Annotated in this window: 8 protein-coding genes; 1 reads left to right on the top strand and 7 read right to left on the bottom strand. The window is 68.3% G+C overall.

Annotation, left to right across the window (positions count from 1 at the left end; all coding sequences use genetic code 11):
- Position 1: 1 nt before the first annotated feature.
- The 7 genes from LGM56_RS13595 to LGM56_RS13565 all read right to left on the bottom strand — a co-directional run bounded on the left by LGM56_RS13595 (position 2) and on the right by LGM56_RS13565 (position 25,760).
- Positions 2-13,429 carry a non-ribosomal peptide synthetase/type I polyketide synthase gene (locus LGM56_RS13595; protein ID WP_226205084.1) on the bottom strand — a complete coding sequence of 4,476 codons (13,428 nt, stop codon included), beginning with the start codon at positions 13,427-13,429 and terminating at the stop codon, positions 2-4.
- On the bottom strand, positions 13,426-16,749 hold the full coding sequence (locus LGM56_RS13590) for a bifunctional LLM class flavin-dependent oxidoreductase/SDR family oxidoreductase (RefSeq protein WP_226205081.1): 3,324 nt from the start codon (positions 16,747-16,749) through the stop codon (positions 13,426-13,428). The genes LGM56_RS13595 and LGM56_RS13590 overlap by 4 nt, the downstream gene beginning before the upstream one ends.
- Positions 16,746-21,161 carry a beta-ketoacyl synthase N-terminal-like domain-containing protein gene (locus tag LGM56_RS13585; protein ID WP_319000757.1) on the bottom strand — a complete coding sequence of 1,472 codons (4,416 nt, stop codon included), beginning with the start codon at positions 21,159-21,161 and terminating at the stop codon, positions 16,746-16,748. The genes LGM56_RS13590 and LGM56_RS13585 overlap by 4 nt, the downstream gene beginning before the upstream one ends.
- Positions 21,162-21,353: 192 nt before the next feature.
- A complete protein-coding gene (locus tag LGM56_RS13580) occupies positions 21,354-22,340 on the bottom strand; it encodes a TauD/TfdA family dioxygenase (protein ID WP_226205077.1) in 987 nt (328 codons plus the stop codon).
- 76 nt (positions 22,341-22,416) lie between these two features.
- Entirely contained in the window at positions 22,417-23,727 is a 1,311-nt protein-coding gene (locus LGM56_RS13575) for a diaminobutyrate--2-oxoglutarate transaminase family protein (protein WP_226205075.1), read from the bottom strand.
- 207 nt (positions 23,728-23,934) lie between these two features.
- On the bottom strand, positions 23,935-24,885 hold the full coding sequence (locus tag LGM56_RS13570; RefSeq protein WP_089498882.1) for a UDP-glucuronic acid decarboxylase family protein: 951 nt from the start codon (positions 24,883-24,885) through the stop codon (positions 23,935-23,937).
- Between the two features lie 155 nt (positions 24,886-25,040).
- A complete protein-coding gene (locus LGM56_RS13565) occupies positions 25,041-25,760 on the bottom strand; it encodes a thioesterase II family protein (protein WP_226205073.1) in 720 nt (239 codons plus the stop codon).
- Positions 25,761-26,264: 504 nt separating this feature from the next.
- Between LGM56_RS13565 and LGM56_RS13560 the strand changes: the two genes are divergently transcribed.
- Positions 26,265-26,675: a VOC family protein gene (locus tag LGM56_RS13560; RefSeq protein ID WP_226205071.1), complete on the top strand. Its 411-nt coding sequence runs from the start codon at positions 26,265-26,267 to the stop codon at positions 26,673-26,675.
- The last annotated feature ends 126 nt before the right edge of the window (positions 26,676-26,801 follow it).

Here is a 26,801-nt window from a genome sequence, read left to right as displayed (position 1 = left end):
CTTAGAATGCGCTGAGTTCGACGGTGGGCTGGCGGGCGTCGGCGTGCAGCGCGCGGTGTCCCAGGGTCAGGTTCCGGATGCGAACGCCCGGATTGGCCAGCACTTCGCCGATCACGGACGTCAGCTCGTTGGCGAGGCCTTGCACCAGCGCTTCGCTGAACCGCCCCGCGTGATAGACGACGCGGATCGCGAGGCCCTCGGCGCGCGGCTCGGCCAGGAACCAGAAGTCCGTCGCGGCTTCGGTGTCCGCGCCCTGCGGGTCGTGATCCGGCAGCTCGGCGATATGCACTTGTCCCGCATAGCGATCGACGGGGCCGTGCCGCTGGTTCTGCAGCGTCAGGCCGATGTCGAAGAGCGGATTGCGTCCCGCCACGCGTTTGACGTGCAGCTCGTCGAGCAAGCGATCCAGCGGATACAGCGGGTGCGAGAACGCTTCGAGGGTGGTGTCCCGCACGCGGGTGAGCAGCGTGTCGAACCGGTCGTCGCCCGCGACGCGATCGCGCAGCGCCAGCACGTTCAGGTAGGGGCCGACCTGCGACTCGAGTTCGGGCAGCTCGCGGCCCGCGACCGGCGTGCCGACGACGATGTCCTCCTGGCCGGAACGGCGGTAGAACAGCGCCTTGATCGCGGACAGCAGCGCGATGAACAAGGTCGCGCCGTGGCGCTTGCCGAGCGACTCCAGCGCCGTCGTCTCGGCGGCGGGCAGCTCGAAACGCCAGGATTTCCAGCTCGGCGCGGCCGGCTGCGCGACGTCGCCCGGCAGGTCCAGCGCGCGCAGGCCGCCGCCCAGCTTGGTCAGCCAGTAGTCCTTCATGCGCGCGCCGTCCGGCCCGGCGAGCAGGCGATTCAGCCAGCCGGCGTAATCCTTGTACTGGATCGGGAGGGCGGGCAGCGGATCGTCGCGATGCTGGACGAATGCGTCGTAGAGCGCCGACAGGTCGTCAAGCAGGACCTCCGTGGACCAGCCGTCGCTCACGATGTGATGCATCGTGCAGATGCAGACGTGACGGACTTCGGAGAGCCTGAGCAGCTTGACGCGGAACAGCGGGCCGGCGGCGAGATCCATCGGCGCGAGCCGTTCGCTCGCCTGGATCGACGCGGCCTGGGCATCGCGGTCCTCGGCCTCCTGCAGATCCACGACCTCGACCGGGAACGCGGCTTCGCCGGGCGGCAGGACTTGCTGGACCGGCTGGTTGTCTTCCAGCACGAAACGCGTGCGCAGGATCTCGTGACGCTCGCTCAACGCGCGGAACGCCCGCACGAGCGCGTCCACGTCCAGCACGCCCTCGAACAGCAGCGACGTGGGCAGCGGGCCGCCGGCTTGCGCCGCATGGAGGCGATCCTGCACCCACAGCCGCGTCTGGGCCGGAGAGAGTGCGTAGCTTGCCTGCGCCGGCAGCGGCGTCACCGGCGCGTAATCGATCGGCTGCGTATCGGCGATGCGCTTCGCGAGGCTCGAGATGGTGGGGAATGCGAACAGGCTGCGGATTTCCAGCTTCGCATGCAGGTCGCGACGGATGCGCGCGACGACCTTCGTCGCCAGCAGCGAATTGCCGCCCAGCTCGAAGAAATTGGCGGTCGTGCTGATCCGAACCTTGCCGAGCACTTCCTGCCAGATCGCCGTCAACTGCGCTTCGAGCGCGTTGACGGGCGCGACGTGGTCCAGGCCGTCGCCGGGTTCGGGCAGCCTGGCGCGATCGAGCTTGCCGTTGGGCAACTGCTCGAACGCGCTCACGACGACGAACGCGGCGGGCACCATGTAATCCGGCAGCCGCTGCCGCAGGTGGCCACGCACCGCGTCGACCAGTTCGGCTTCGGGGTGCGACGCGCACAGCCATGCGACCAGTCTCGCGCCGTCGTCCACGCCGCGCAGCGCCACGACGGCGGCATCGACCAGCGGGTGCGAAGTCAGCGCGGCCTCGATTTCACCGGGTTCGATGCGCAGGCCGCGCAGCTTGATCTGATGATCGATGCGGCCGAGGAACTCGATGTTGCCGTCGGGCCGGTAGCGCGCGAGATCGCCAGTGCGGTAGAGGCGCGCGAGCGGGTCGGCGGAGAACGGGTCGGCGATGAACTTCGCGGCGCTCAGTTCGGGTTCGCCGTGGTAGCCGCGCCCGACCGGCGTGCCGCCGATCAGCAGTTCGCCTGGCACGCCGACCGGCGTGGGCTGCATCTGCGTGTCCACGATGTAGAGGCGGGTGTTGGCGATCGGCCGGCCGATCGGGACGATGCGGTGCGGATCGTCGCGGCGGCATTCCCACGCGGTCACGTCGACAGCGGCCTCGGTCGGGCCGTAGAGGTTGTACAGCCTGACGTCGAGGCGCTCGAGGCAACGTTGCTGCAGGTCATGGGGCAACGCCTCGCCGCTGCACACGACGCGGCGCAGCGATGCGCAGTGCGCGTCGAGATCCGGATGATCGAGGAACGCACGCAGCATCGACGGCACGAAATGGAGCGTGGTGATGCGTTCGCGCTCGATGAGCTCGACCAGATAATCGGTCTCGCGCTGGCCGCCGGGGCGGGCGAACACGAGGCGCGCGCCGGTGACGAGCGGCCAGAAGAGTTCCCAGACCGAGACGTCGAAGCTGAACGGGGTCTTCTGCAGCACCGTATCGTCAGCACCGAGCGCGTAGGCGTGTTGCATCCACAGGATGCGGTTGGTGATCGCGCGATGGGTGTTGAGCGCGCCCTTGGGCCGGCCGGTCGAGCCGGACGTGTAGATCATGTAGGCGAGGTTGTCGCCGTTCAGCGCGGGCGCGGGGTTGGACGTAGCAGTGGCATCGAGGTCGAGCGAGTCGGTATCGACGACGATCACGTGTGCGTCGGTCTCGGGCAGCGCGTCGCGCAGATGCTGCTGGGTGAGGAGCCAGCGCAACTGCGCGTGGTCGATCATGAAGCGCACGCGCTCGGCGGGGTAGTCGGGGTCGACGGGGACGTAGGCGCCGCCGGCCTTGAGGATCGCGAGCAGGGCGACGCTCATGTCGAGGGAGCGCTCCATGGCGACGCCGACGAGGGCATCGGGGCCGACGCCGAGCGCGACGAGGCGGTGGGCGAGGCGGTTGGCGCGCAGGTTGAGTTCGGCGTAGGTGAGCGTCTGGTCATCGAAGACGGCGGCGACGGCATCGGGCGTGCGCTCGACCTGCTGTTCGAACAACCGATGCAGCGGTTGCGCGGCGGCTTCACCGAAATCCGTGTCGGTGCGGGTCCACTCGACCGTCACCCGGTTCCGCTCCGCGTCGCTCGTCAACGGCAGCTTGGCAACGGCGGCCGACGCATCGTCCGCGAGATGCGTCAGCAGGGTCCGGTAGATGTCGAGGAAACGCTGCACCGTGCTCGCGTCGAACAGATCGGTGTTGTAGTCGCAATCGATCAGGAGTGCCTGCCCCGCGTCGAGCACGTTGACGTTCAGGTCGAACGCGGTATGGCGGATCAGCGGCGCCACGAGGCCGACCGTCAGGCCCGGCAGTTCGGGCAGCGCCGACACGGGTTCGAGGTTGAAGACCGCCGACACCAGCGGCGCGGCGTTGAGATCGCGCTGTGCGCCGATTTCGCGAACCAGTTCGGCGAACGGATAATCCTGGTGTTCGAGCGCATCGAGCAGGTTCTGCCGGGTGCCGGCCAGGAAGCTGGCCACGGTGGCCTGCTCCGGCAGCGTCGAGCGCAGCGGCAGCAGATGCGTGCAGTAGCCGGCGAGGCGGTCGCTGCCGGCCACGGAGCGGCCGGTCACCGGGATGCCGGTGACGATCGCTTGCTGGCCGGCGACGCGGTGCAGGAACAGATTGAAGCCCGCGAGCAGCACCATGTAGAGCGTGCAGCCGTTCTGACGGGCCGCGGTGCGCAGCGTCGCGGCCGCCGCCGCGTCGAGATGCAGCGACACGCGCCCGCCGTGAAACGTCTTCACCGCGGGCCGCGGGTAGTCCACCGGAAGATTCAGCGGGCCGGCCTGATGCGCGCATTGCGCCAGCCAGTACTCGCGATTCGCCTTCGTTTCCGGGCTGTGGCGCTGGCCGTCGAGCTGCTTCAGGTACGCGCGAAACTGCAGCGGCGCGTCGGCCGGCGCGGCACCGGCATACGCGCGGGCCAGGTCCTCGAGCAGGACACCGAACGTCGAGCCGTCACAGATGATGTGATGGGCCGTCATCACCAGCAGGTGACGCTCGCTGCCCAGGCGCACGAGCGCGGCCCGAAAGAGCGGGCCGTTCACGAGATCGAACGGCTGGCGGCTTTCCTGCTCCCGCCATGCGTCCTGCTCCGTGTCGATCAGCGGGATCTCGAGTGTCAGCGACGGATGCACGATCTGGCCCGACCCGTCCGCCATCACCGTGGTGCGCAGCGCCTCGTGCCGATCGACCAGGCTCTGGACGGCCGCGCGCATCGCGGCTTCGTCGAGCCGGCCGTTCAGTTCGAGCGTGGTGTTGACGTTGTACGCGAGCGACCCTTCGGGATCGATTTCCGACAGCACCCACAGCTGGCGTTGCGCTTCGCTCAGCGCGGCCACCGTGCCGTGTTTCGAGTGCGGCCGGATGAAACCGCCCCGGCGCAGGTCGGCGACGCTGTCCTTCACCGCGCGGATGAAGCGGTCGATATCCTCGTCCGTATGCGCGGTGGACAGGAAACAGGTGCGCCATTCCCAGATGTAGATGCCCTTTTCGAGCATGTGATAGAAGAACAGGTCGAGGTTCTCGGTGAATTCGAAGCGGAACATCGAGCCGAACCACGTGACCTTGATCGGCGCCTCGGCCTCTACGAAGAACGCATTCAACGTGTCGGCGATCCGCGCGGTGCGTTCGTTGAGCGCGGCCTGCAGCGCCGGGCCTTCCTGTTCGATCTTCTCCAGCACGGCCAGTGCGGCCGCCATCGCGAGCGGATACTGGCAGAAGGTGCCGCCGAACGCGGTGCGGTCCGCGGCGGGGAACGAGTGGTCGCCGTAGGTCCACATGCCGCCGTCGATCGCATCCATGAAGCGGCTGGTGCCGGCGATCACGCCCAGCGGCAGGCCGCCGCCGATGATCTTGCCGTACGTCGCGAGATCGGCCCTGACGCCGAACATCGCTTGCGAGCCGCCCGGATGGACGCGGAAGCCGGTGATCATTTCGTCGAAGATCAGGGCGACGCCGGCCTCCTCGGTGATGCGGCGCAGTTCCTTCAGGAATGCGACGGGCTGCAGCGAAGGGTTGCGGCTTTGCACCGGCTCCACCATCACGGCGGCGAGCGTCGACGCCATCCCGCGAATGGCGTCGAGCGCGGCATCGCTGCCGTAGTCGAGCAGGATCATGTTCTCGACCGAGCCGAACGGCACGCCGGGGGCGATGGTTTCCGTGACGCCGTCCGCGTTCGCCGCGGCGAGCGTGCCGTCGGCATGGCCGTGATACGAATGCGTGAACATCACGATCTTGTCGCGCCCGGTCACGGCACGCGCGAGCCGCATCGCGGTCATGACGGCCTCGGTGCCGGTGTTCGAGAACGCCACGCGATCGAGGCCGGTCACGCGGGCAAAGCGCGCGGCGACTTCGCCGACGAGGCTGGAGCGCGCGCCCAGTTCGAGCGGGCGCTGCCATTCGCGGGTGACCTGCTGCTGGATGAAATCCGGCGTGTGGCCGAACAGATGCACGCCGAAGCCCATCGTGAAATCGATGTACTCGTTGCCGTCGATGTCCCACAGCCGCGAACCGGCCGCGCGATCGCCGACGATCGGATACAGCATCTCCTTGGTCGAAAAGCGGAAGCCGACCGTGGCGCGGCTGTCGGCCAGCACCGGGCGCGACGCCTGCACCGAGTCCTTCGATTTCCGGGTGCGCGTCGTGTAGCGCACGATCAGCGCTTCGAGATGCTCCTGCTGCGCGGCGGACAAGCCGCGCGCCCGCTGCTGGACCGGACTGCCCCACGGCATCATCGGCTTGGGCGGCGCATTGTCGGCGGCGGGCGCCGCGGCAGTTGCCGGCGCGGGCTTCGCTGCAGCCGCGGCGGCCGGGGCCGCGATCGCCGCCTTGGGAGCGACGCTCGCCGTGCTCGCGACGGCTTGCGTGGCGACCGTCGCCGGCCGGACGCCGGCCTGCCCGGTCAGCGACGTGCGCAGCAGTTCCATCTGCTGGCTCATCACATGGGACAGCAGCTGATTCTGCTCCCGCAACACGCGCTCGACCGTGGAGCCGCCTTCGGCCGCCACCCATTCCACCGGCGCGGCAGCGAGCGGCGCAAGCGCCTGCGCGGACGGTGCGGCCGCGTCCGCGACCGCCGCCGTGGACGGCTCTGCCACGGCCATGGACTCGGCCGCGGTCGACGTAGCGGCCGCCGGCAGGTGGTCCGCGACATACTCGGCGAGCGCCTGCACCGTCGCCAGGTCTTCGAAGAAGCGGCGCATGGCCAGCTTCACGCCGTACTCCGCCTCGATGTGCCGGATGGCCTCGATCAGCACGATCGAGTCGGCGCCCATCTCCAGGAAGGGCAGTTCGATGTTGATGGTGTCGGGATCGGCCTGGATCAATTCGCCGATCTTGCCGCGAAGCCATTCGAGCACCTCGCCGCTGCGATGGTGCGTCGGTGCGGTGGCGAGGGGTGATGCGCTTGTCTGAGTCATGGACGTGTCCGCTTTCTGGAACCAGGTACGGCTGCGTTGGAAGGGATAGGACGGCAATGCGATACGCGCGGGCGCGGGTGTTTCGGTCGGGGCCCAGTCGACCTCGACGCCGCGGGCATACAGGCTCGACAGCGTTTCGATCAGCGCTTGCTGCTCGACTTGCGGCCGCTGCAGGGCAAGGAACTGGATCCCGGCATCCGGCGCACAGCACGCGCGGGCCAGGTTGACGAGCACCGGCTTGGGGCCGATTTCGACCAGCACGTCGAAACCGGCTTCGGCGAGGCGCTCGACGCTGCGCGCGAACTGCACCGGCTCCCGGCAGTGCCGGCGCCAGTACAGGTCGGTGGGCGCCTCGTCCATCACGGCGCCCGTGAGATTCGAATAGAACGGGATCGCCGGGCGCGCGACGGGCACGGCTTTCGCCGCGGCCTGGAAGCGGTCCAGCATCGGCTCGAGCAGCGGCGAGTGAAACGCGTGCGACGTATTGAGCGGCACGGACCGGATGTCTTGCGCGGCGAACGCGTCGACCAGCATCGCGATGCGTTCGCGCTTGCCGGAGATCACGATGCTCGCCGGGCCGTTGACGGCCGCTACCGCGACCTCGTGCGGCCACGCTTCGATCGCGCGCTCGACGGTGGCGAGGTCGGTGAAAATCGCCGCCATCTCGCCGTCGCGGGGCAACGCCTGCATCAGCCGGCCGCGTTCGGCGATCAGCCTAAGGCCGTCTTCCGGCGAGAAGACGCCGGCCGCGCACGCCGCCGCGTACTCGCCGACGCTGTGGCCCATCACGGCGTCGGGCACCACGCCGAACGACGCCAGCAACGTGGTGAGCGCGTACTGCAGCGAGAACAGGGCCGGCTGGCTGTAGCCGGTCTGGTGGATGTCCTCGCCCGCGGCCGACAGCACGTCGAGCAACGGCTTGTCGAGCAGCGGATCGGCCACCGCGCGGCAGCGGTCGATGGCGTCGCGGAACACCGGATACGCGTCGTACAGGCGGCGGCCCATGCCGGCGTATTGCGAGCCCTGGCCGGTGAACAGGAAGGCCATCTTCACGCGGGGCGCGGGCTGCGTCGTACCGGCGGGTTCCTTCGCGTGGAAGGCGCGCAGCTTGTCGAGGGCGTCGTCGAGCGACGTCACCGGCCACGCCAGCCGATGCGCGAAATGCGAGCGGCCGGTCGCCGCCGAAAAGGCCACGGCCGCGATGTCGAGACCGGGTTCGGCTTCGAGCCGCCGCTGATAGCGCCCGGCAAGCTCGCGCAACGCCGCCGGGGTCTTGGCCGACAGCACCAGCGGATGCACCTTGTGTCTCGACGGTGTCACCGGCCGCGCCGGCGCGGGCGCTTCTTCGAGCACCAGGTGAGCATTGGTGCCGCTCGCGCCGAACGCGCTGACGCCGGCTCGCCGCGGCCGCTCGCCGCGCGGCCACGCGCTCGCCTCGGCGCAGATCTCGAGGGGCAGCGTGTCCCACTGCACCAGCGGGCTCGGCTGGCGGAAATGCAGGTGGGCGGGCAGGCGGTCGTGGTTCAGCGACAGCACGACCTTGATGACGCCCGCGATGCCGGCGGCGGACTCCGTGTGGCCGATGTTGGTTTTCACCGAGCCGACGCGCAGCCGCCGGTCCGCGTCGCGGCCCGCGCCGAACACCGTCGCCAGCGCCTGCAACTCGACCGGATCGCCAAGCGGGGTGCCGGTGCCGTGCGCTTCCACGTAATCGATGGACGCGGCGGGCAGCCCGCCCAGTGCCTGGCGGATCACGGCTTCCTGCGCCCGTCCGTTGGGCGCGGTAAAGCCGCTCGACGCGCCGTCGTGGTTGACGGCCGAACCCCGCAGCACGGCCAGCACGCGATCGCCCGCGGCGAGCGCATCGGACAGGCGCTTGAGCACCAGCGCGCCGCAGCCTTCGCTGCGCACGAAGCCGTCCGCCGCCGCGTCGAAGGTCTTGCAGCGGCCGTCCGGCGCCAGCGCCCGCGTGCGCGAGACGGCGATGGAGTTGTCCGGCGACAGGATCAGGTTGACGCCGCCCGCGATGGCGAGATCGCACTCGCCGCTGCGCAGGTTCTGGCTGGCGGTATGGATCGCGGTGAGCGACGACGAGCACGCGGTATCGATCGCCATGCTCGGCCCTTGCAGGCCCAGTCCGTAGGAGATGCGGCCGGCCGCGGTGTTCAGCGGATTGCCGGTGAAGAAATAGCCGTCGATGCCGGCGCCGCCGCCGTTGCGAAGCTGCAGGTTCGCGTAATCGTTGGTGGTGATGCCGACGAACACGCCGGTGCGGCTGCCCTTGAGACTGTCGACCGGAATGCCGGCATGCTCCAGCGCTTCGTGACTGACTTCGAGCAACAGGCGCTGCTGCGGATCCATCGCGTTCGCTTCGCGCGGCGTGATGCGGAAAAACGCCGGATCGAACTGGTCGACGTCGTCGAGAAAACCGCCGAAGCGGCAAACCATCCGCCCCGGCTTTTCAGGATCGGGATCGTAGTACGCGTCGACATCCCAGCGCTCGCGCGGCACTTCGGAGATCGCATCCACCCCGTCGTTCAGCAAGTTCCAGTAGGCGTCGAGATCGTGCGCGGCGCCCGGAAACCGGCAACTCATGCCGACGATCGCGATCGGCTCCGGCGTGCCGGCGTCGCGGGACTCGATGGCCGGCGCGATCGGTTGCGGCTGCTGCTGCGGTGGCACGGCCTGTGCCGGCGCCGGCGCCGCATGCGCGTCCGCCGCCGTGCCGGACGCCTGCTCCGCCAGGAAATCCGCGAGGGCGTTGACCGTCGGATGATCGAACAGCAGCGCGACCGACAACGGGATGCCCAGCGCATTTTCGAGCTGCGTGCGCACGTCGAGCGCCATCAGCGAATCCATGCCCATCTCGAAGAAGCCGAGATCGCGATCCAGCGTCCCCGCGCCGTAGCCGAGCACCTGGGCCACCGCGCGATCGATGCTGTCCGCCAGCAGGCGCTTGCGCTCGCGCGGCGACGCGTCGCTCAACGCCGGCATCGACGGCGCGCTTGACGGGCTTTGGGCCACTCGCACGCGGTCGAGGAACGGCCTGGGTCCGCGCGCCTCGTAGGAGCCCTGGAACAGCGCCAGGTCGATATCGACGACCGCGACCTGGGGCACGGCGGGGAGGCGATTCAGCACGTCGAGCGCGCGATCCGCCGCCAGCGACCGGATGCCGACCCGCCGCAGCAGCGCTTCCGCCTCGGGGAACGTCATGCCGCCTTGCGCCCACGGCCCCCAGTTCACGCTCAGCGCCGGCAGGCCCTGGCCGCGGCGATGATGGGCGAGCGCGTCGAGGAAGCGGTTCGCGGCACTGTAGTGCGCCTGCTCGCGCGAACCCCACGCGGACGCGATCGACGAAAACAGGATGAAGAAATCGAGCGGGAAGTGCCCGCTATGCTGATGGAGCAGCCACGCGCCGGCGACCTTCGGTTGCAGCACCGCGTCCAGTTCGTCGCGCCCGACCTGCATGATCGGCTTGTAGCCGACGACGCCGGCCGCGTGCACGATGCCCCGCAGCGGCACGCCGTCGCGCCGGAGCGCGGCGAAGAAAGCAGCGACCGCGGCGGGGTCGGCGATATCGACGCGCTCGCAGCGCAGCGATACGTTGCGCTCACTCAGCTCGGCGATCGCCCGCCGGCTCTCGTCGCTCGCGGCCCCTTGCCGGCCGACCAGGATCAGCGTGCGTGCGCCGCGCGCCGCCAGCCACCGGGCGGTGTGCAGCCCGAGCGCACCGAACCCGCCGGTGATCAGGTAGGCCGCGTCCGGGTCGACCGGCAGCGCGGCGGTTTCGGCTGGCGCGAGCGGGCTCAGGCGCGCGGCATGGCGCGCGCCGTGCCGCAATGCCACCTGTTCCTCGCGGCTCTCGCCGAGCAGCTCGTGGAGCAGCGCCTGCGTCTCGTCTTCCGGCGCGGCCGGGTCGAGATCGATCGCGGTGCCGAACCATTCCGGATGCTCGATCATCGCCCCGCGTGCCAGGCCCGACAGCGCAGCCTGCGCGAGCCCGGATACCTGCGGCGCTGCGCCGGCTTCCACCGCGTCGCGCGTGACCACCGAGATCCTGGGCCGGGTCGATGGCGTCCACTCGCGCTCGCCGCCGACCATTGCATGCACGAGATGCAGCAGCGCCGTGGACATGCGCGTCTCGCCGACGGCTTCGTCCAGCGCCCACAGAAAGACGATGCGCTGGCCGGGGGCGGCGGTCTCGTTCAGCAGGCGGACGAAGTCGTCCGGCCGCTCGGGCGCGACCTGCCAGCCCGCTTCCACGTCGGCGACATAGTCGCGGCCGGGGTGCACCAGCGAGCAGGCTGCGCCGCGCGCGCGCAGGAGCGCCGCAAGCCGCTCGCCTGCACCGCTCGCGTCCGCGAAGATCAGCCACGGGGACGCGTCGGCGGCGACCGGTGCCGCCGGCAACGCGTCCTGCGGCTCCCACACCACGTGATAGAGCGGGCTTTCGTTCGACGCGGTGGTTTCGGCGGAGGCGAATGCCGTCCTGAGCAGGTCAGGAAACGCATTCAGCAGGTCCTCGGGGTACTTGCCGGACGACTTGAGGTGCCGCACCGCGGCGTCGATGCTGCCCGCATCCATGCCGACGACGGGCGACGGGATCTTCTCCAGGCTGAAGCGCTGCCGCTCGAACGGGTAGTTCGGCAGCGTCGTGGCGGGCTGGGCGGGCGCCGGGAACAGCGCGCGCCAGTCGAACTGCGCGCCCTGCACGTACAGCGCCGCGAGTGCGTGTTCCAGTGCATCGCCCGCGCAGGGCGGCGGCAGCCAGTCGTCGGCGAGCCCTTCCGGCGGGTGCGGCGCGTCGGCTTGATCCGATGCGCCGGCCAGTTGCAACCAGTACTGCGGGTGTGTCACCTCGTCGGTCACTTCGGCACCGAGACAGCCGGAAATCAGGCGGACCGACGGCCGTGCGAGCGAGATGTCCTGAAGCACAGTGCGCAACGCTTCGGCATCCGAACGGGCGGCCACGACGCGCAGCGCGTCGGCCACGCTCAAGACGCCCGCCACGCAGGCCGCGACATATTCGCCGATACCGTGGCCCGACACGACGGCCGGGCGGATGCCCCAGCCCTTCCACAGTTCCGCCCACGCGAACTGGATCGCGAAGCGGCCCGCGTCGGTATCGATTGCCTCCAGCGGCAGCGCGCAACGCTCGAACGCATCGCGGAACAGCGGTTCCGACGCGTGGAGCGCGCGTGCGGCGCCGGTGTCCGCCGCACCGAACCCGAAGCCCACGCGCAACGCCTTGCCCGTGCGCGGCGCTGCTGCCGACGCTACCGTCACGCCCGACACATAGGCCGCGCGAAACGGATAGTGACTCCGTCCGGTGGCGGCGGCGCGGCAGATGGCGGCCAGCTCCTGCGGCGTCGCACCGGCGATCGCGCGCTCGTAGCGTTGCGCGAGCGCCGCCAGCGCCGCTTCGGATCGGGCCGACAGCAGCAGCAGCGCGCGCTGCGCGGCGTGCGCCGGCGCGACGGGCGGTTCCTCGACGATCGCGTGGGCATTGGTGCCGCTGAATCCGAACGCGCTCACCCCGGCGATGCGCCGGCGTTCCCCGCGCTGCCACGCGACCGGATCGGCGGCGACGCGAATCGGGATCTCCTGCCACGGCGTATGCGGATTGGGTCGGGTGAAATGCAGGTGCGCCGGAATCCGGTCATGCTCGAACGACAGCAGGACCTTGATCAGGCCGGCGATGCCGGAAGCCGATTCCAGATGCCCGATATTGGTCTTGACCGAACCGATCACGAGCGGCTCGTCCGCCGTGCGTCCGGCGCCGTAGACGCCGGCCAGCGCCTCGACCTCGATCGGGTCGCCGAGGGACGTCCCGGTACCGTGGGCCTCGACATACGAGACGTCGCCGGGCGCGAGGCCAGCCTGGTTCAGTGCGCGGCGGATCACCCGTTCCTGCGAATCGCGGCTCGGCACGGTCAGCCCGCCGCCCGCGCCGCCCTGGTCGACCGCCGTGCCGCGCACGATGCCGAGCACCCGGTCGCCGTCGGCGAGCGCGTCGGCGAGGCGCTTGAGCACCACCATGCCGCACCCTTCGCCGCGCACGTAGCCGTCCGCCGCCGCGTCGAAGGTCTTGCAGCGGCCGTCCGGCGACAGCATGCGCGCCTGCGAGAAACTGACCATGACCTCCGGCGACAGCATCAGGTTGACGCCGCCCGCGAGCGCCATGCCGGTTTCGCGCGAGCGCAGGCTTTCGCAGGCCAGGTGCAGGCACACCAGCGACGACGAGCAGGCGGTATCGATCGCCATGCTCGGGCCGGTGAGGCCCAGCACGAACGACAGCCGGCCCGCGGCCATGTTCAGCGCGCTGCCCGTGCCCGCGTAGCTGCTCGACGGCATCGACGCATTGGACACCTGGATCGCGTGGTCGAAGCAGGTGATGCCGACGTACACGCCCGTGGCCGACTGGCGGAAGCGCTCGGGCGCGAGATGGGCGTTCTCGAGCGCTTCCCACGCCACTTCGAGCAGGAGCCGCTGTTGCGGATCGAGGTAGGTCGCTTCGCGCGGCGCGATCCCGAAGAACGCCGCATCGAATTGATCCACGCGTTCGAGAAAGGCGCCGTGGCGGGTCGCCATCTTGCCGGGCGCGGACGGATCGGGGTCGTAATAGCGATCGATGTCCCAGCGTTCGCCCGGCACTTCGGTGACGGCATCGCGCGCGCCGTCGAGCAGTTGCCAGAACGCGTACGGCGTATCGCTGCGGCCGGGGAAGCGGCAAGCCATGCCGATGACGGCGATCGGCTCGTTGCGGTCCGAACGCAGCGCCGCGATTTCCGCGCGCCGCAGGCGCAATTCGTCGAGCGCGGCTTTCAGTGCATGCGTGGCCTTGGCGTTCATTGGGCGCCGATCTCCTGGGCGATCAGTTCGGAAAGGTCGTCCTCGTCGAGGTCGTCGGATGCTTCGTCGACGACCGGCGCGGGGAGCGACGACGACAGTTCGTTGAGCACGTACTGGGCGAGCGCCCGCAGGTTCGGATAGGAAAAGAACAGCGTCGCGCGAAACGGCCTGCCGAACACCTTGGTGAGGCGATCGGTCAGTTCGAGCGCGACCAGCGAATCCAGGCCGAGATCGAGCAGCGATTGCTCGGGCGCGATGGCGTCGGGGCCGGACAGACGCAAGGTCTCGGCGAGCATCGCCGCGAGCGTGCCGGTGACGCGCTCGACCCGCTCGCGCGGCGCGCATGCATGCAGCTGGCGCAGCAACGCCGTGTCCTGCTGCACGGGCTGCGCGGCCGGTTGCGCCAGCTCGGAAAACAGCGCGGACCCGGCGGCCGGCGCATCGACCCGGAACAGGGTCGGCCAGTCGATTTGCGCGACCCCGGACTGGGCGACGCCGGACGCCATCAGCCGTTCCAGTGTCGCGATGGCCAGCTCGGGCGGCAGCGTGCCGACGCCGAGCGCGCCGAGTTGTTCGTGCGCGCGCCGTCCGTAGTCGGTGGCGGCGTGGCCGATCTCCGCCCACGGCCCCCAATTGACGCTGAGCCCCGGTTGCCCCTGCGCGCGCCGATGCTGTGCGAGGGCGTCGAGGAAGCTGTTCGCCGCCGCGTAGTTGCCTTGGCCCGGCATGGTGATCAGCGCGGCCATCGACGAGAACAGCACGAAATGGTCGAGCTGCAAGCCGGCCGTCAGCTCGTGCAGATACCAGGCGCCGTCGGCCTTGCCGCTGCCGGCGCGATGGAAGAGGTCGTCGTCCTGGCGTATCAGCAGCGCATCGTCGAGCGCGCCGGCGAGGTGAAAGACCCCTTTGAGCGGCGGCATCGACTGCGCGATTTCACCGAGCGCCTGCTCGACGTCCTCGCGACGCGACAGGTCGGCGCGAATGAACCGCGCGTCGAGCGTGCGCAGGATTTTCTCGTGCGCGGCGGATGGTTCGCCGCGCCCCAGCAGCGCGATTTTCCCGGCGCCGTGGTCGGCGAGCCAGGACGCGAGCCGCAGGCCGAGCCCGCCGAGCCCGCCGGTCACGAGATACGTCGCGTCATCGTGGAACCGGATCGGCCGGTGGCTGACGAATTCGCGATTGTCGCGGGCGATGCGCGCGACGTAGCGCTGGTCGCGGCGAAACGCGATCATGTCTTCCCGGCCGCCCGCCTGTACCGCTTGCACGATGTGCGCTGCCGACGGCTGCGCGGGATCGAGGTCGACGAGCCCGCCCCACAGCGCCGCATGCTCGACCGCGATCGCCCGACCCAATCCCCATAGCGGGGCCTGCGCCACCGCGATCGATTCGCCATCCAGAACATTCATCGCGCCCGACGTCACCAGCCACAGACGCGCCTGCCGGGCCGACGGCGCGCGTGACGCAAGCGCCCTGACCAGGTGCAGCACGCTCGCGCTGGCACGCCGCCTCGCCGCGATGTCGGCGGGCGCGAGATCGAGACTCCACAGGTGGATGACGCCCTTCAGCGGGCGGTCGGGCGCGGGCAGGTCCGGCGTCGCGTCGGCGAAGCGCAGCGTGCACGTATCGCCGTTGGCTTCCAGCAGCGCCGACAGCTGTGCGCCCACGCCGCCACGGTCCGCGAGAATCAGCCATTCGCCGTGCGCCGAACCGCCGGTGGCCGCGTCGACGTTCGACGGTCTCCAGACGCGTTGATAAAGCAGTGCGGCGAAGTCGTGCCGCTCGGCGGCGCGCCCGGCACGCACCTGCTGCAACCGCAGCGCATCGATCTCGATCAGCAGTCGCCCGGCGAGGTCATGGACGCGGATGTCGCCCTCCAGCGCGCCGTGCCCGACCGGCTTGCGCAGCGTGGCGTGACTCCATGCGTCGGCCGACGACGGCGGCTGATGAATCCGCACCGCACCGATCGAACTGGGCAGGTACAGGTCGCCGGCCTCCAGCGCGTCCGGGTCGATGGCGGCGGCGAGCACGCGGCTGCACGCGTCGAGAAAGGCGGGGTGGATCTGATAGGGCGACGACGCCAGCGCGTCGGCCGGCAGGCTGATTTTCCCTAGCGCCTCGCCGGTCGTGCGCCAGATCTGCCGGATCGCGTCGAACACGCCGTCGATCTGCACGCCGTGCTGCCGGATTTCGCCGTTGAAGTCCGCGCCCGACGTCGTGTCCGGGCAGCGAGCCTGCACCTGGGCGGCATCGAATCGCATCGGCGCGGCGGCTTGCCTCGGAGCGCACATCTCCCGCAGTCGGCGCAACTGCGGAAGATTGCCGAGGATCCGCTCGACCGGCGGACCGAAATCGAGCAGGCAGGCCACTTCGTCCACGCCGATCGACGCGAGATCCCGCACCAGGTCGACGCAGGTTTCCGGCGTGCCGATGAGCCCGCGCGATTGCGCGAAGCGTTCATAGAGAAACTCGACGAACTCGTCCAGTTCGCGTGCGCCCATCGCGCGCACGTCGACCGACTGGCCGCGACTCTGCGCCAGCCCGTTCAACAGCCCGATATTGCTGCGGATGTAGTTGCAGAACGGCACACGCGCCTGTTCGCGCGCCTGCGCCGCATCGTCGCCGACGAACGTGTGCAGCATCACGGACACGGTGCCGGCCGCCGGATCGAAGCCGTGCTTCGCGCGCGCGTCGCGGTAGAGGGCGATCTTGTGCGCGAGCTGGTCGCGATCCTGGTCGAGCACGTGGGTCAGCAGGTTGGCGCCGGTTTCGCCGGCGCGCACGAACGTCCGCGGATTGCTCGCGGCGGTCACCCACACGGGCAGCTCCGGCTGCACCGGCGTCGGATAGATGCGCAACTGCACCGGCTTGCCGACGCCGTTCGTCGCATCCAGCATGCCGCCGCGCCACAGATGCTGGACCGTGCGCATCGTCGCCAGCATGTCGTCCTGCCGGCTCGCATATTTGTCCGGGGCGAACACGAAGTCGTCAGGATTCCATCCGGACGCGAACGACACGCCCACGCGGCCGTTCGACAGGTTGTCCACCATCGACCATTCTTCCGCGATCCGGATCGGGTTGTGCAGCGCGGCGACCACGCTGCCCGCGACCAGCTTCACGCGTTGGGTGGCCGCCGCGAGCGCGGCGTGCAGGACGGCGGGATTCGGGTACAGCGAGCCGAATTCGGTGAAATGGCGCTCCGGCACCCAGACGCTGGAAAACCCGTTCGCATCGGCGAAACGCGCGCTTTCCATCACGAGCTGGTACTTGTTGCCGGACAACGCCTCTTCACTGCTGGCGAAGAACATCAGGCCGAATTTCATGCGTGGCTCCGATCCGATTCGTGAATTTCGGCACTCGCGCACATCTGCCATGTCGCGGCGGCGCGGGTGTCGTCGATCCGGTGATAGACGGCAAACGAAAACGGTCCCCAGGACCGGCGGCTCAGCACCGTCTGCACGGTGCGCGATGCATGCGGATACAGCGGCAACGGCGCATGCAGCGCGAGATCCTTCAACGTCGTATGGCCGGCAGCACCGATTTCCGACGTGGCCGACAGCGCCATTTCAACGAAGGCCGAATAGGGCAGGACGGGCGAGCCCTTGACGCGATGACCGTCGAGAAAGGTGGTGGCCGGCGCATCGAGACGCGATTGCCAGATCCACGTGGCCGGCGCATGCGCGTGCTGCTCCATGAGGCGCCCGAGCAACGGATGCCGGGGCGCACGTGGCGTGATCCAGAAGCCGCGACGCTCGAACGGGTAGGTCGGCAAGGCGAGCCGGCGGTGCGGTGCGCCCTGCTCCACGGCATCCCAGTTGATCGACGCGCCGCGTATGTACAGCGCGGCGAGCGTGTGCAGGATCGCGTCCCACGCGGCCGTGTGCGCGCCGATGTCGATCACGACGTGGTTTCCCGCCGCACCGCCGTCCGGCGTCTGCGGCACGTCCGCCCACGAGGCTGCGGCGCGATGCCCGTCGCCGGTGCTGCTGACGGCGTCCGGCGTGATGCCGAACGACATCCACAGTTGCGCGAGCGCGCGCTGGAACGCCGCGAACCCGGCTTCGGCGGGGGCGAGCCCGGGCGCCTCGGATTGCCGCTGCATCAGCGCGTCGAAAGCGGGGCTGGCCGAGCGCAATTGCCGAACCGCGTCGGCGCTGCCGCCGTCGTCGGCGCAAAAGTGGAATGTCACCGCAGGCGGTGTTTCCGCAGGCTCGCCGGACGAAACGGCGCCAAGTTGCGAACGCAACGAATCGAGACTCGATGCGACGATGGCCGCGCGCCGCGTGAAGTGAGTGCGCCCGGTATTGACCGTGAATGCGACATCCCGAACACGGGCCTCGGGATGGGCGTCGAGGTAGGCCGCATAGGACGCGGCCAGCGCGTGCAACGCTTCCGGCGTGCGCGCGGAGAGCGTCACGACGCGCGCCTCGGGCGTTGCCGGGTCGGCTTCGATCTCCGCGGGCCGGGGTGCTTCAGACAGGATCAGGTGCGCGTTGGTGCCGCCGAAGCCGAACGAACTGACGCCGGCCACGCGCGGCCCGTGTTCCGAATGCCACGGCGTGACCTGCTGCGGCATGCGGAAGGGCGAGCCGTCGAGCGCGATTTGCGGATTGATCGACCGGAAATGGAGGTTCGGCGGAATGGCGCGATGGTGTAGCGCAAGGGCGGTCTTGATCAGGCTGGCGATGCCCGCCGCCGATTCCAGGTGGCCGATGTTGGTCTTGACCGAGCCGATCCAGCAGTGCTCGTCCGGCTGGCGGGATTCGTTCAGGACGGCCGCCAGCGCGTTCAATTCGATCGGGTCGCCGAGCGGCGTGCCCGTCCCGTGCGCCTCGACGAAGCCGATGTCCTGCGCGCGTACGCCGGCATCGCGCAGCGCACTGTGAATCACGGCCTGCTGGGCCGGGCCGTTGGGTGCGGTCAGGCCATGGCTGCGTCCATCCTGGTTCACCGCCGAGCCGCGAATCACGGCGAACACGGTGTCGCCGTTCTCGAGCGCATCGTCGAGCCGCTTGAGCAGCACCATGCCCACGCCTTCGCCGCGCACATAGCCGTTCGCTGTCGCATCGAACGCCTTGCATCGACCATCCGGCGACAGCATGCCAGCTTGCGTGAAAGAGGCGCTCAATTGCGGCGCCAGAATCAGGTTGACCCCGCCGGCCAGCGCCGCATCGGACTCGCCGCGCTGCAGCGCGCGGCACGCCTGATGCACGGCGACGAGCGACGACGAACACGCGGTATCGACCGCCCAGCTCGGGCCACGCAAATCGAGCGCATAGGAAATGCGGTTGGCGGCGACGCTGAGCGCATTGCCCGTCGCGACATAAGGGCCGACGTCCGCGACTTCGTCCTGCGCCAGCCGGATGTAGTCCGAATTGCTGATGCCGACGATGACCGCGGTGCGCCCGCCGGCGAGACTGCCGGGTGCGATCCCCGCATGCTCGAGCGTCTCCCAGGCCACCTCCAGCAGCAGACGCTGTTGCGGATCCATCGATTCGGCTTCGCGGGCGCTGATGCCGAAGAATGCCGCATCGAACTGATCGACCTGTTCGAGCAGTCCGGCGGGCGGAAGGTCGGCGCCGCGCTGCGTCGACGCGCCGACCGCGTCCCGGCCCTCCAGCAGCAGTTGCCAGAATGCGTCGGGATTGCCGGCGCCGGGGAAACGGCATCCCATGCCGACGATCGCGATATCCGCGCGTGCTGCGGCCGGGCTGGGCGCCTGGTTCGGCATGGCGTTCCCGGTGCCGCTCAAATGGCGCGCCAGCAGTGAAATACTCGGAAAATCGTAGACGACGGTCGGGGAAACCGGCCGCCCGAGCCAGTCCTGCAACTCGCCCGAGAGCTGGATGGCGTCCTTCGAATCGAGCCCGTGGATGCTGAACGGCGCGTCGGGGTCGATCTTGCCGGCATCGATTCCCGACAGACGCGAGACACGCTCGACGCACCATTGCACCAGCGCTTGCGTGTCGCGTGGCGTGGCCGTCTGCGGGGCGGCCGGCGGCGCGGAGAACGCACGCCGCCACTCGCCCGCGATCGCGAGACCCTGTTCATCGAGGAATGCCTGCCTGATCCGGCTTCGCTGGATTTTTCCGCTGGACGTGCGCAGGATCGTGGCGGGCTTCAGCAGGACGGCCGCATACAGATCGACGTCGTGCGCTTCGGCGAGCATGCGCCGGATCTCCGCGGCGACGGCTTCCGCGTCCAGCGTATTGAGCGCTTCCCGGCGCACTTCGCAGGCGACGACGATCCGCTCCACGTTATCGACGTTGATCGAGAAAGCCGCCGATGCATTCGGCGCCAGCGCGGGGTGGCTTCCCTCCGCGGTTTGTTCGAGATCCTGCGGGTAGTGATTGCGGCCGGCGACGATGATCAGGTCTTTCAACCGGCCGGTGACGAACAGGTCCTCGCCATCGACGAAACCGAGATCGCCCGTGCGCAGGTAACGCGCGTCGTCGCCGTCCAGCTTCGCGCGGAAGGTGCGCTCCGTTTCCTCGACGCGGTTCCAGTAGCCGACGCCGACGCTCGGGCCCGTCAGCCAGATCTCGCCGATCCGGCCGGGCGCGCAGCGCTCACCGGTATCCGGATTCACGATCCGCAGGCGGTGCTCCGCCCAGGTCCGACCGCAAGAGACCAGCGCGTGGCGCTTGCCGGAGTCGCTTCTCGTCGCCACACCTCGTGCGAGGCCGTCGGCGTCGTAGTCCGCCACGCGCGGCAGCGAGCGTGCCGGCTGACCGGAGATGAACAACGTCGCCTCGGCCATCCCGTAGACCGGGCGCATGGTGTGCGCGTGGAAGCCGCATGCGGCGAAGGCGCGCGAAAAACGCGCCACCGACTCCGCGCGCACCGGTTCCGCGCCGTTGAATGCTACCCGCCAACTGCTCAGATCGAGCTGCGCGCGCGCGTCATCGGAGACTTTGCGCGCGCACAGGTCATACGCGAAATCCGGCGCGGCGCAATGCGTGCCGCGATACTTCGTGATGGCCTGCAGCCAGCGGAGGGGCTTCTGCACGAACGCCGCGGGCGCCATCAGCACCGACAGCACGCCGAGATAGATCGGCAGCAGCACCTTCCCGAAGAACCCCATGTCGTGAAACACCGGGAGCCAGCTGACGAACACCGTCGACGCATCGGCATCGCTCGCCTCGGCGATGACCGCCATGTTGCTCAGGATGTTCGCATGACTGATCATCACGCCTTTCGGCGTACCGGTGGAGCCTGACGTGTATTGCAGAAGCGCCAGCGTCTGCGGCGCGATGTCCGGTGCGCGCCAGTGTTCGGCCGGCGCGTCGAAGCGCTGGTCCGTCGCGAGGATCTTCAGTTCCAGCGTGTCGGAGTAACCGTCCGCGTGATGCGCGATGCCGTCGAGCGTGGCTGCATCGGTCAGCGCGACGACCGGCCCGGCATCGGCGACGATTGCCTTGAGACGATCGGCGGGGCGATGCCTGCGCGGTGGATACGCCGGTACGCCGATCAGGCCGGCGTACAGGCATCCCACCCATGCGCAGATGAATTCCAGCCCGGGCGGATAGACCAGCAGGACGCGATCGCCCGGTTGCGCGATGTCCTGCAGCCTGGCGGCGATGCCGCGCGCCCGCTTGTCGAGGTCGCCGAACGTGAGCCGGGTCAGTTCCGCTTCGCCGTTCTCGAGAAAAATGAATGCGGTCTTCTCCGGTTCGACCTTGCCGCGAAACAACAGAATTTCTGTAACAGTCCTGAATTTTGTATCGGGAAGCATGCTCAACCTTCGTTGTCTTCTAAACGTTGAATATCTCGGGACCGGTCGTGGCGATCCTGCCAAGCGTGCTTCATCGGACGGTATTGAAATTAGAGCATCGCTCTAATCCGACGTCTGCCCCGTAATCCAAGGACACGGCGTTTCGCGCACCGGATCAATACGGCTTGCTATTGAGGTGCGCGCTCGCGCTCGCTAACGATCGGCGCTTCCTTCGAGGTCGGGCGCGTACGGGTCCAGCAGCGACACGACGACCTTGCGCTCGCCTTCGAACGGGTTGCGGCCATGCGCGAAGCGCATGTTGTCGACCAGCAGGACGTCGCCGCGCTGCCATGGGAACGTGATCGCGCATTCGCGGAACGCGTGGCGGATCTGCTCGAGGTCGGCGAGATCGAGTGGACTCCCGTCGCCATGGCTGGCATTGCGCGGAACGCGATCCTCGCCGAACAGGCTGACGATCGAGCGGGCGAGCGAGGCGTCCAGGTTCGACAGATGGAACAGATGGGCCTGATTGAAGAACACCCGGTCGCCGGTGACCGGATGGTAGGCCACGCCCTGGTTGATCTGGGCGGTGCGCAGCGTGTCGTCGTCGAGCCATTCGTGCTCGATGCCGTTGTCCGCGCAGAAGGCGGCAACCTGGCTGCGGTCGCGGGTCTGGAACACGGTTTCCCACGGAATGTCGACGTGCCGCCGGTAGTGCCTGACATAGCGGACCTGCTTCGCTTCGAAGTGATCCAGGAGGCGCGGTCCGATCCGGCGGCTCACCTCCCGCATGTCGGCAATCGGCGTTTCGCCGCCGGTCGCGGCCGGCGTCAGGCAACAGAATGCGACTCTCAGCGGCCAGCTTCGTTGATATGCGTTTTCGCAATGAAGGGCGATCGTCTCGCTCGGCGGATACTCGGTCGCGGTGAAGATGCCGTTGCCGATCGACGTGCGCGGCGTGGAACGATAGACGTAGTCGGACTGATGGGCCGAAATCGCGTGAGCAAACGCTTCGAAGCCGCCCACGGATGAAACGTCGAAGCCGCGAAACAGCAGTGCGCCATGTTCCAGGAGCCGGGATTCGAGTGCCGCCCGGTTGGCGTTCACCGCCTGCGCGAGATCACGCCCGTTCGACACGGGTTCCAGCAGCCACGGCGAGCTACCGTCGGCAAGCAGCTTGCGTTCCGTCATGCCCAGCATCGTCAATAGTCCTTTCCTGTTCGTGGATCACGGCGCAACCGAACGGGTCGGCCTGCGTGGCCGCGCCGCGGTGCGGCTATGCACGGCAGGCCGTTTCCACGGCATGCTCGAAGCGATTGAGGATTTCGTGGATATCCGCTTCCGAAACGATCAGCGGCGGCAGGAACCGGAGCACCGCGCCGTTGCGGCCGCCGGTTTCGACGATGAGCCCGTTTCGCAGGCAGTTCCGCTTGATGGCTTTTGCCCGTTCCGTGTGGGGCGGGCCGGCTCGGCCATGGATGCCGGGCACGACGATTTCGGCGCCGATCATCAGGCCGCGGCCGCGAATCTGGCCCAGGCACGGAAAGCGTTCGGCAAGCCCCTCGAGGCCGGCAACCAGCAGTTTGCCGACCCGGTCCGCGTGTGCCGACAGATTCTCCCGTTCGACGATGCGCATGGTCGACAAGCCGGCCACCATAGCAATCTGGTTGCCTCGAAAGGTGCCGGCATGCGCGCCGGGCGGCCAGGTGTCCAGGCGCTCGTCATAGACCACCACCGATAACGGATAGCCGCCGCCGAATGCCTTCGACAGCACCAGGACGTCCGGCCGGATGCCGGAATGCTCGATCGCGAACAGCGCGCCGGTTCGGCCGAGTCCGGTCTGCACTTCATCGACGATCAACGGGATTTCATGCCGCAGCGTCAGTTCACGCAACTCTGTCAACCAGGTGTCGGGAGCGGGGATGCAGCCGCCTTCGCCTTGCACGACTTCGACGATGATCGCCGCCGGTTTGGTGATCCCGCTCTCGGGATCGGACAGGACGGTCCGGATGTAGTTGATGCTGAGTTGATCGGTCGCCGAGCCGTCGGTGCCGAACGGGCAGCGAAAGGCATAGGGATAGGGCAGGAAATGAACGTCGCGTCCATTGCCGCCGGCCGATTTCGGCGTGAGGTTTCCCGACACGGCGAGTGCGCCGGCCGTCATGCCGTGGTAGGCGCCGTGGAACGCCATGATCGTCGGGCGGCCCGTATGGTGCCGGGTCAGCTTGATCGCCGCTTCGACGCCGTCCGCACCACTGGGGCTGCAAAACTGGATCTTGCCGGATTCGGCGATCTTCCCGGGCAGGAGCGAGAAAAGCTGCTCGACGAACGCGTGCTTGGCCGGCGTCGCCAGGTCGAGTGCCTGTTGCATCTGATCGGACGACAGAAACCGCATCACGGCTTCATTGACTTCCGGGTGATTGTGTCCGAGCGCGAGCGTGCCCGCATTCGACAGGCAGTCGATGTATTCCTGCCCGTCGGCGTCGCGTACGCGTATGCCCTTCGCATGGGTAAACAGCCGCGGGAAAGAGCTTGCGTAGGTTCGCGCGTTCGATTCGACCTGCTTAAGATACTCGAGTTTTTCCATGCGCGAAGATCCGGCTTGCGAGGCGGATTGATGGACACTGGCGCACGAGAATCGCTTCATCCTGGCCAATGGTGTTAACGGTACGACCGGATTGGAGCATGGTCTCCGTATCACGTCTGTCACGTAAAAATGGGACATCGGCCAGGCGACGTCACCCCGTCATGCCATTGCCTTCCGATCGTCTAAGCGGGGCTTCCGGGCGCGACATCAGGCAGCGAGGGTCGAGCAGAAATAATCGATGGTCCGCCGCAGCCCCGTTTCGAGCCCGATCGTCGGCTCCCAGTCGAGGTGGGCGCGTGCGAGGCTGATGTCGGGGCAACGTTGGGTCGGATCATCCTTCGGCAGCGGACGGAACACGAGCCGCGACTTCGAGCCGGTCAGGCGCAGGATGATCTGCGCCAGTTCGCTGACCGCGATCTCGTGCGGATTGCCGAGGTTGATCGGGCCGGTGAGGTCCGCGGGCGTGGCCATCATCCGGATCAAACCGTCGACCATATCGTCGACATAGCAGAAGGCCCGGGTCTGGCTGCCGTCGCCATACAGCGTGATGTCGTCGCCGCGCAGCGCCTGCACGATGAAGTTGGACACCACGCGGCCGTCGTTGGGATGCATGCGCGGCCCGTACGTGTTGAAGATGCGGACCACCTTGATTCGCACGTTCTGCTGGCGGTGATAGTCGAAGAACAGCGTCTCCGCGCAACGTTTGCCTTCGTCGTAGCAGGCGCGCGGCCCGAGCGGGTTGACGTTGCCGCGGTAACTTTCCGGTTGCGGGTGCACGTCGGGGTCGCCGTACACCTCGCTCGTCGAGGTTTGCAGAACGCGCGCATGCGTGCGCTTGGCGAGCCCCAGCATGTTGATCGCGCCCATCACGCTGGTCTTGGTGGTCTGCACGGGATCGAACTGATAGTGGATCGGCGAAGCCGGGCAGGCGAGGTTGTAGATTTCGTCCACCTCCACGTACAACGGAAAGGTCACGTCGTGGCGCAGCGCCTCGAAGCTCGGGTTGCCGAGCAGCGCCGCCACGTTCTGCTTCGTGCCGGTGAAATAGTTGTCGACGCACAAGACGTCGTGACCGAGTTCGACGAGACGCTCGCAAAGATGCGAACCGAGGAAACCCGCACCACCCGTTACGAGGATTCGCTTTCGATTACGTTGCACAATGGCACTCCAGGTATCGCGCGCAGGGAAGCGACGCGGCTTCCCCGCATGCGTGGCCGGCCCGCGGCGCCGGCAGGGGAGCGGATCAGGCGCGCGGGCGTTTTCATTCGACGATCACGGCACCGGCCGGCACGCCGATCGCGAGGATCGGCCCGTCATGCCTGCAGCGCGCTCGACGCGGCGTGCTCCGCACGCCGCATGCGCGCCGCGATGATGCCGGCCATCGTCCGCATTTCGTTTCTCAGAAAGAAATGATCTCCTTCGAAGACGTGAAAATCGAAGCGCCCGGTCGTCGCGGCGCCCCAACCTTCAACGGCATCGACGGGCACCTCTTTATCGGCTCGGCCCGCGAACGCGGTGATGTCCACTGCCAGCCGGGGCCCGGGCACGGGCCGGTGGTTTTCGATCAGCGTGAAATCCGCACGCAGCGCCGGCATCAGCAGCGCCATCAGTTCGCCGTTGTCCAGCACCGCTCTCGGTGTGCCGCCCATCCCGCGCAGCGCATCGATGAAGGCGCGATCGTCCAGCGCCTGCATGCGCCGATCGTGGCGCTCCTGGCCCGGTGCGGCACGCGCGCTCACGAACAGATGCCGCAGGTTCGGTCGTGCGTGGGCGGGAAGCCGCAGCGCCAGTTCGGCCGCAATGGCCGCGCCCATGCTGTGTCCGAGCAGCGCGAAGGGACGATCGAAGCAGTCGTCCAGGTCGCGCAGCAACGTGTCGACCAGCGTCGCCATGTCGCGGACGGCAGGCTCGGACAGGCGGCCGCCTCGGCCGGCAAGTTCATGACGGCACACTTCGATGCCGGGTAACGACGCTTGCAGCGCGCGATAGACGGCGGCCGAGCCGCCCGCATAGGGAAAACAGATCAGACGCATGCGGGTGGGGACTCGAGCGGCTCGTTGGCTGCCGGCGCACAGGCGATGGCGCTATTCAAATTCACGTGTTCGGCGTTTTTCACCATTCAGGTTCCAGTCGTTGTTGGCATGGCGATGCGTCGGCACGCCTCACTTGGAGAGCAACGGGTGCGGCAGCGACGCACGTGTTGGCTTACACGTCGATAGCCGGTTCGTCGTCGCTGTGCACAAGCCGTGCGTCAAGCACGTCGGAAGTCATCGAAGCACTGATTGGCTTCATGGAAATTCAAGGTGCGCGCGCCGCCGGATTCGGAGTGCGCCCGATCCGGTTGGGCATGAGTTAAACATGAGGCCGCGCGGATGTATGTCGTAGGAAGAGGGGACGCGCGTCGTCGGACATGTCGAATCCGTCCCTATCTGAATGGATGGCGGCGTGAACACCGCGGAGCGCAGCGTCGCCCCCTTTGCCGACAGAAAGAGCGCGGCGCACAATACCCCCGGAAATCTCTTCGGAGGCTGCCCGACATGGCCAGGTTCCAGCCCGATGGATGGCACACCGTCACGCCCCGGGTCGTCGTGCCGGATCCGCAAAACCTGATCGAATTCATCCGGACGGTATTTCACGCGCGGGGCGAGTACCGCCCGGGGTTGCCTGCGGAAATCAGGATCGGCGATTCCGTCGTGATGATCAGCGGGGAAGATGGCCTGCGTGAGCCGATGCCGGCATTCCTGTATGTGTATGTCGAGGATGCCGACCTGACCTATCGGCGGGCGCTTGCAGCGGGTGCGACCGCGCTCGAAGCCCCCGCCGACATGCCGTACGGCGACAGGCGGGCGATGGTGCAGGATCGGTGGGGGAATCGGTGGCAGATCGCAACGCATCAGCGCGACCTGTCGGTGGACGAGATTCGTTCGAGGCTGACGAACGGCGGCTAGATACCCGTCGGGGTGCGTCGAAGTGATCAGGATGCCTTTCTTCACTCCCGGATGATCGTCGGCACGGCTTCGCGCCCCCGTCGCGTACCGCTTCGCCGCCGCCGCTGCCCCTGTCGCAATCGTCAA

The sequence above is a fragment of the Burkholderia sp. AU38729 genome (assembly GCF_020419725.1).
In the GTDB taxonomy this organism is placed as follows: Bacteria; Pseudomonadota; Gammaproteobacteria; order Burkholderiales; family Burkholderiaceae; genus Burkholderia.
This window is presented reverse-complemented; position numbering and strand designations above follow the sequence as displayed.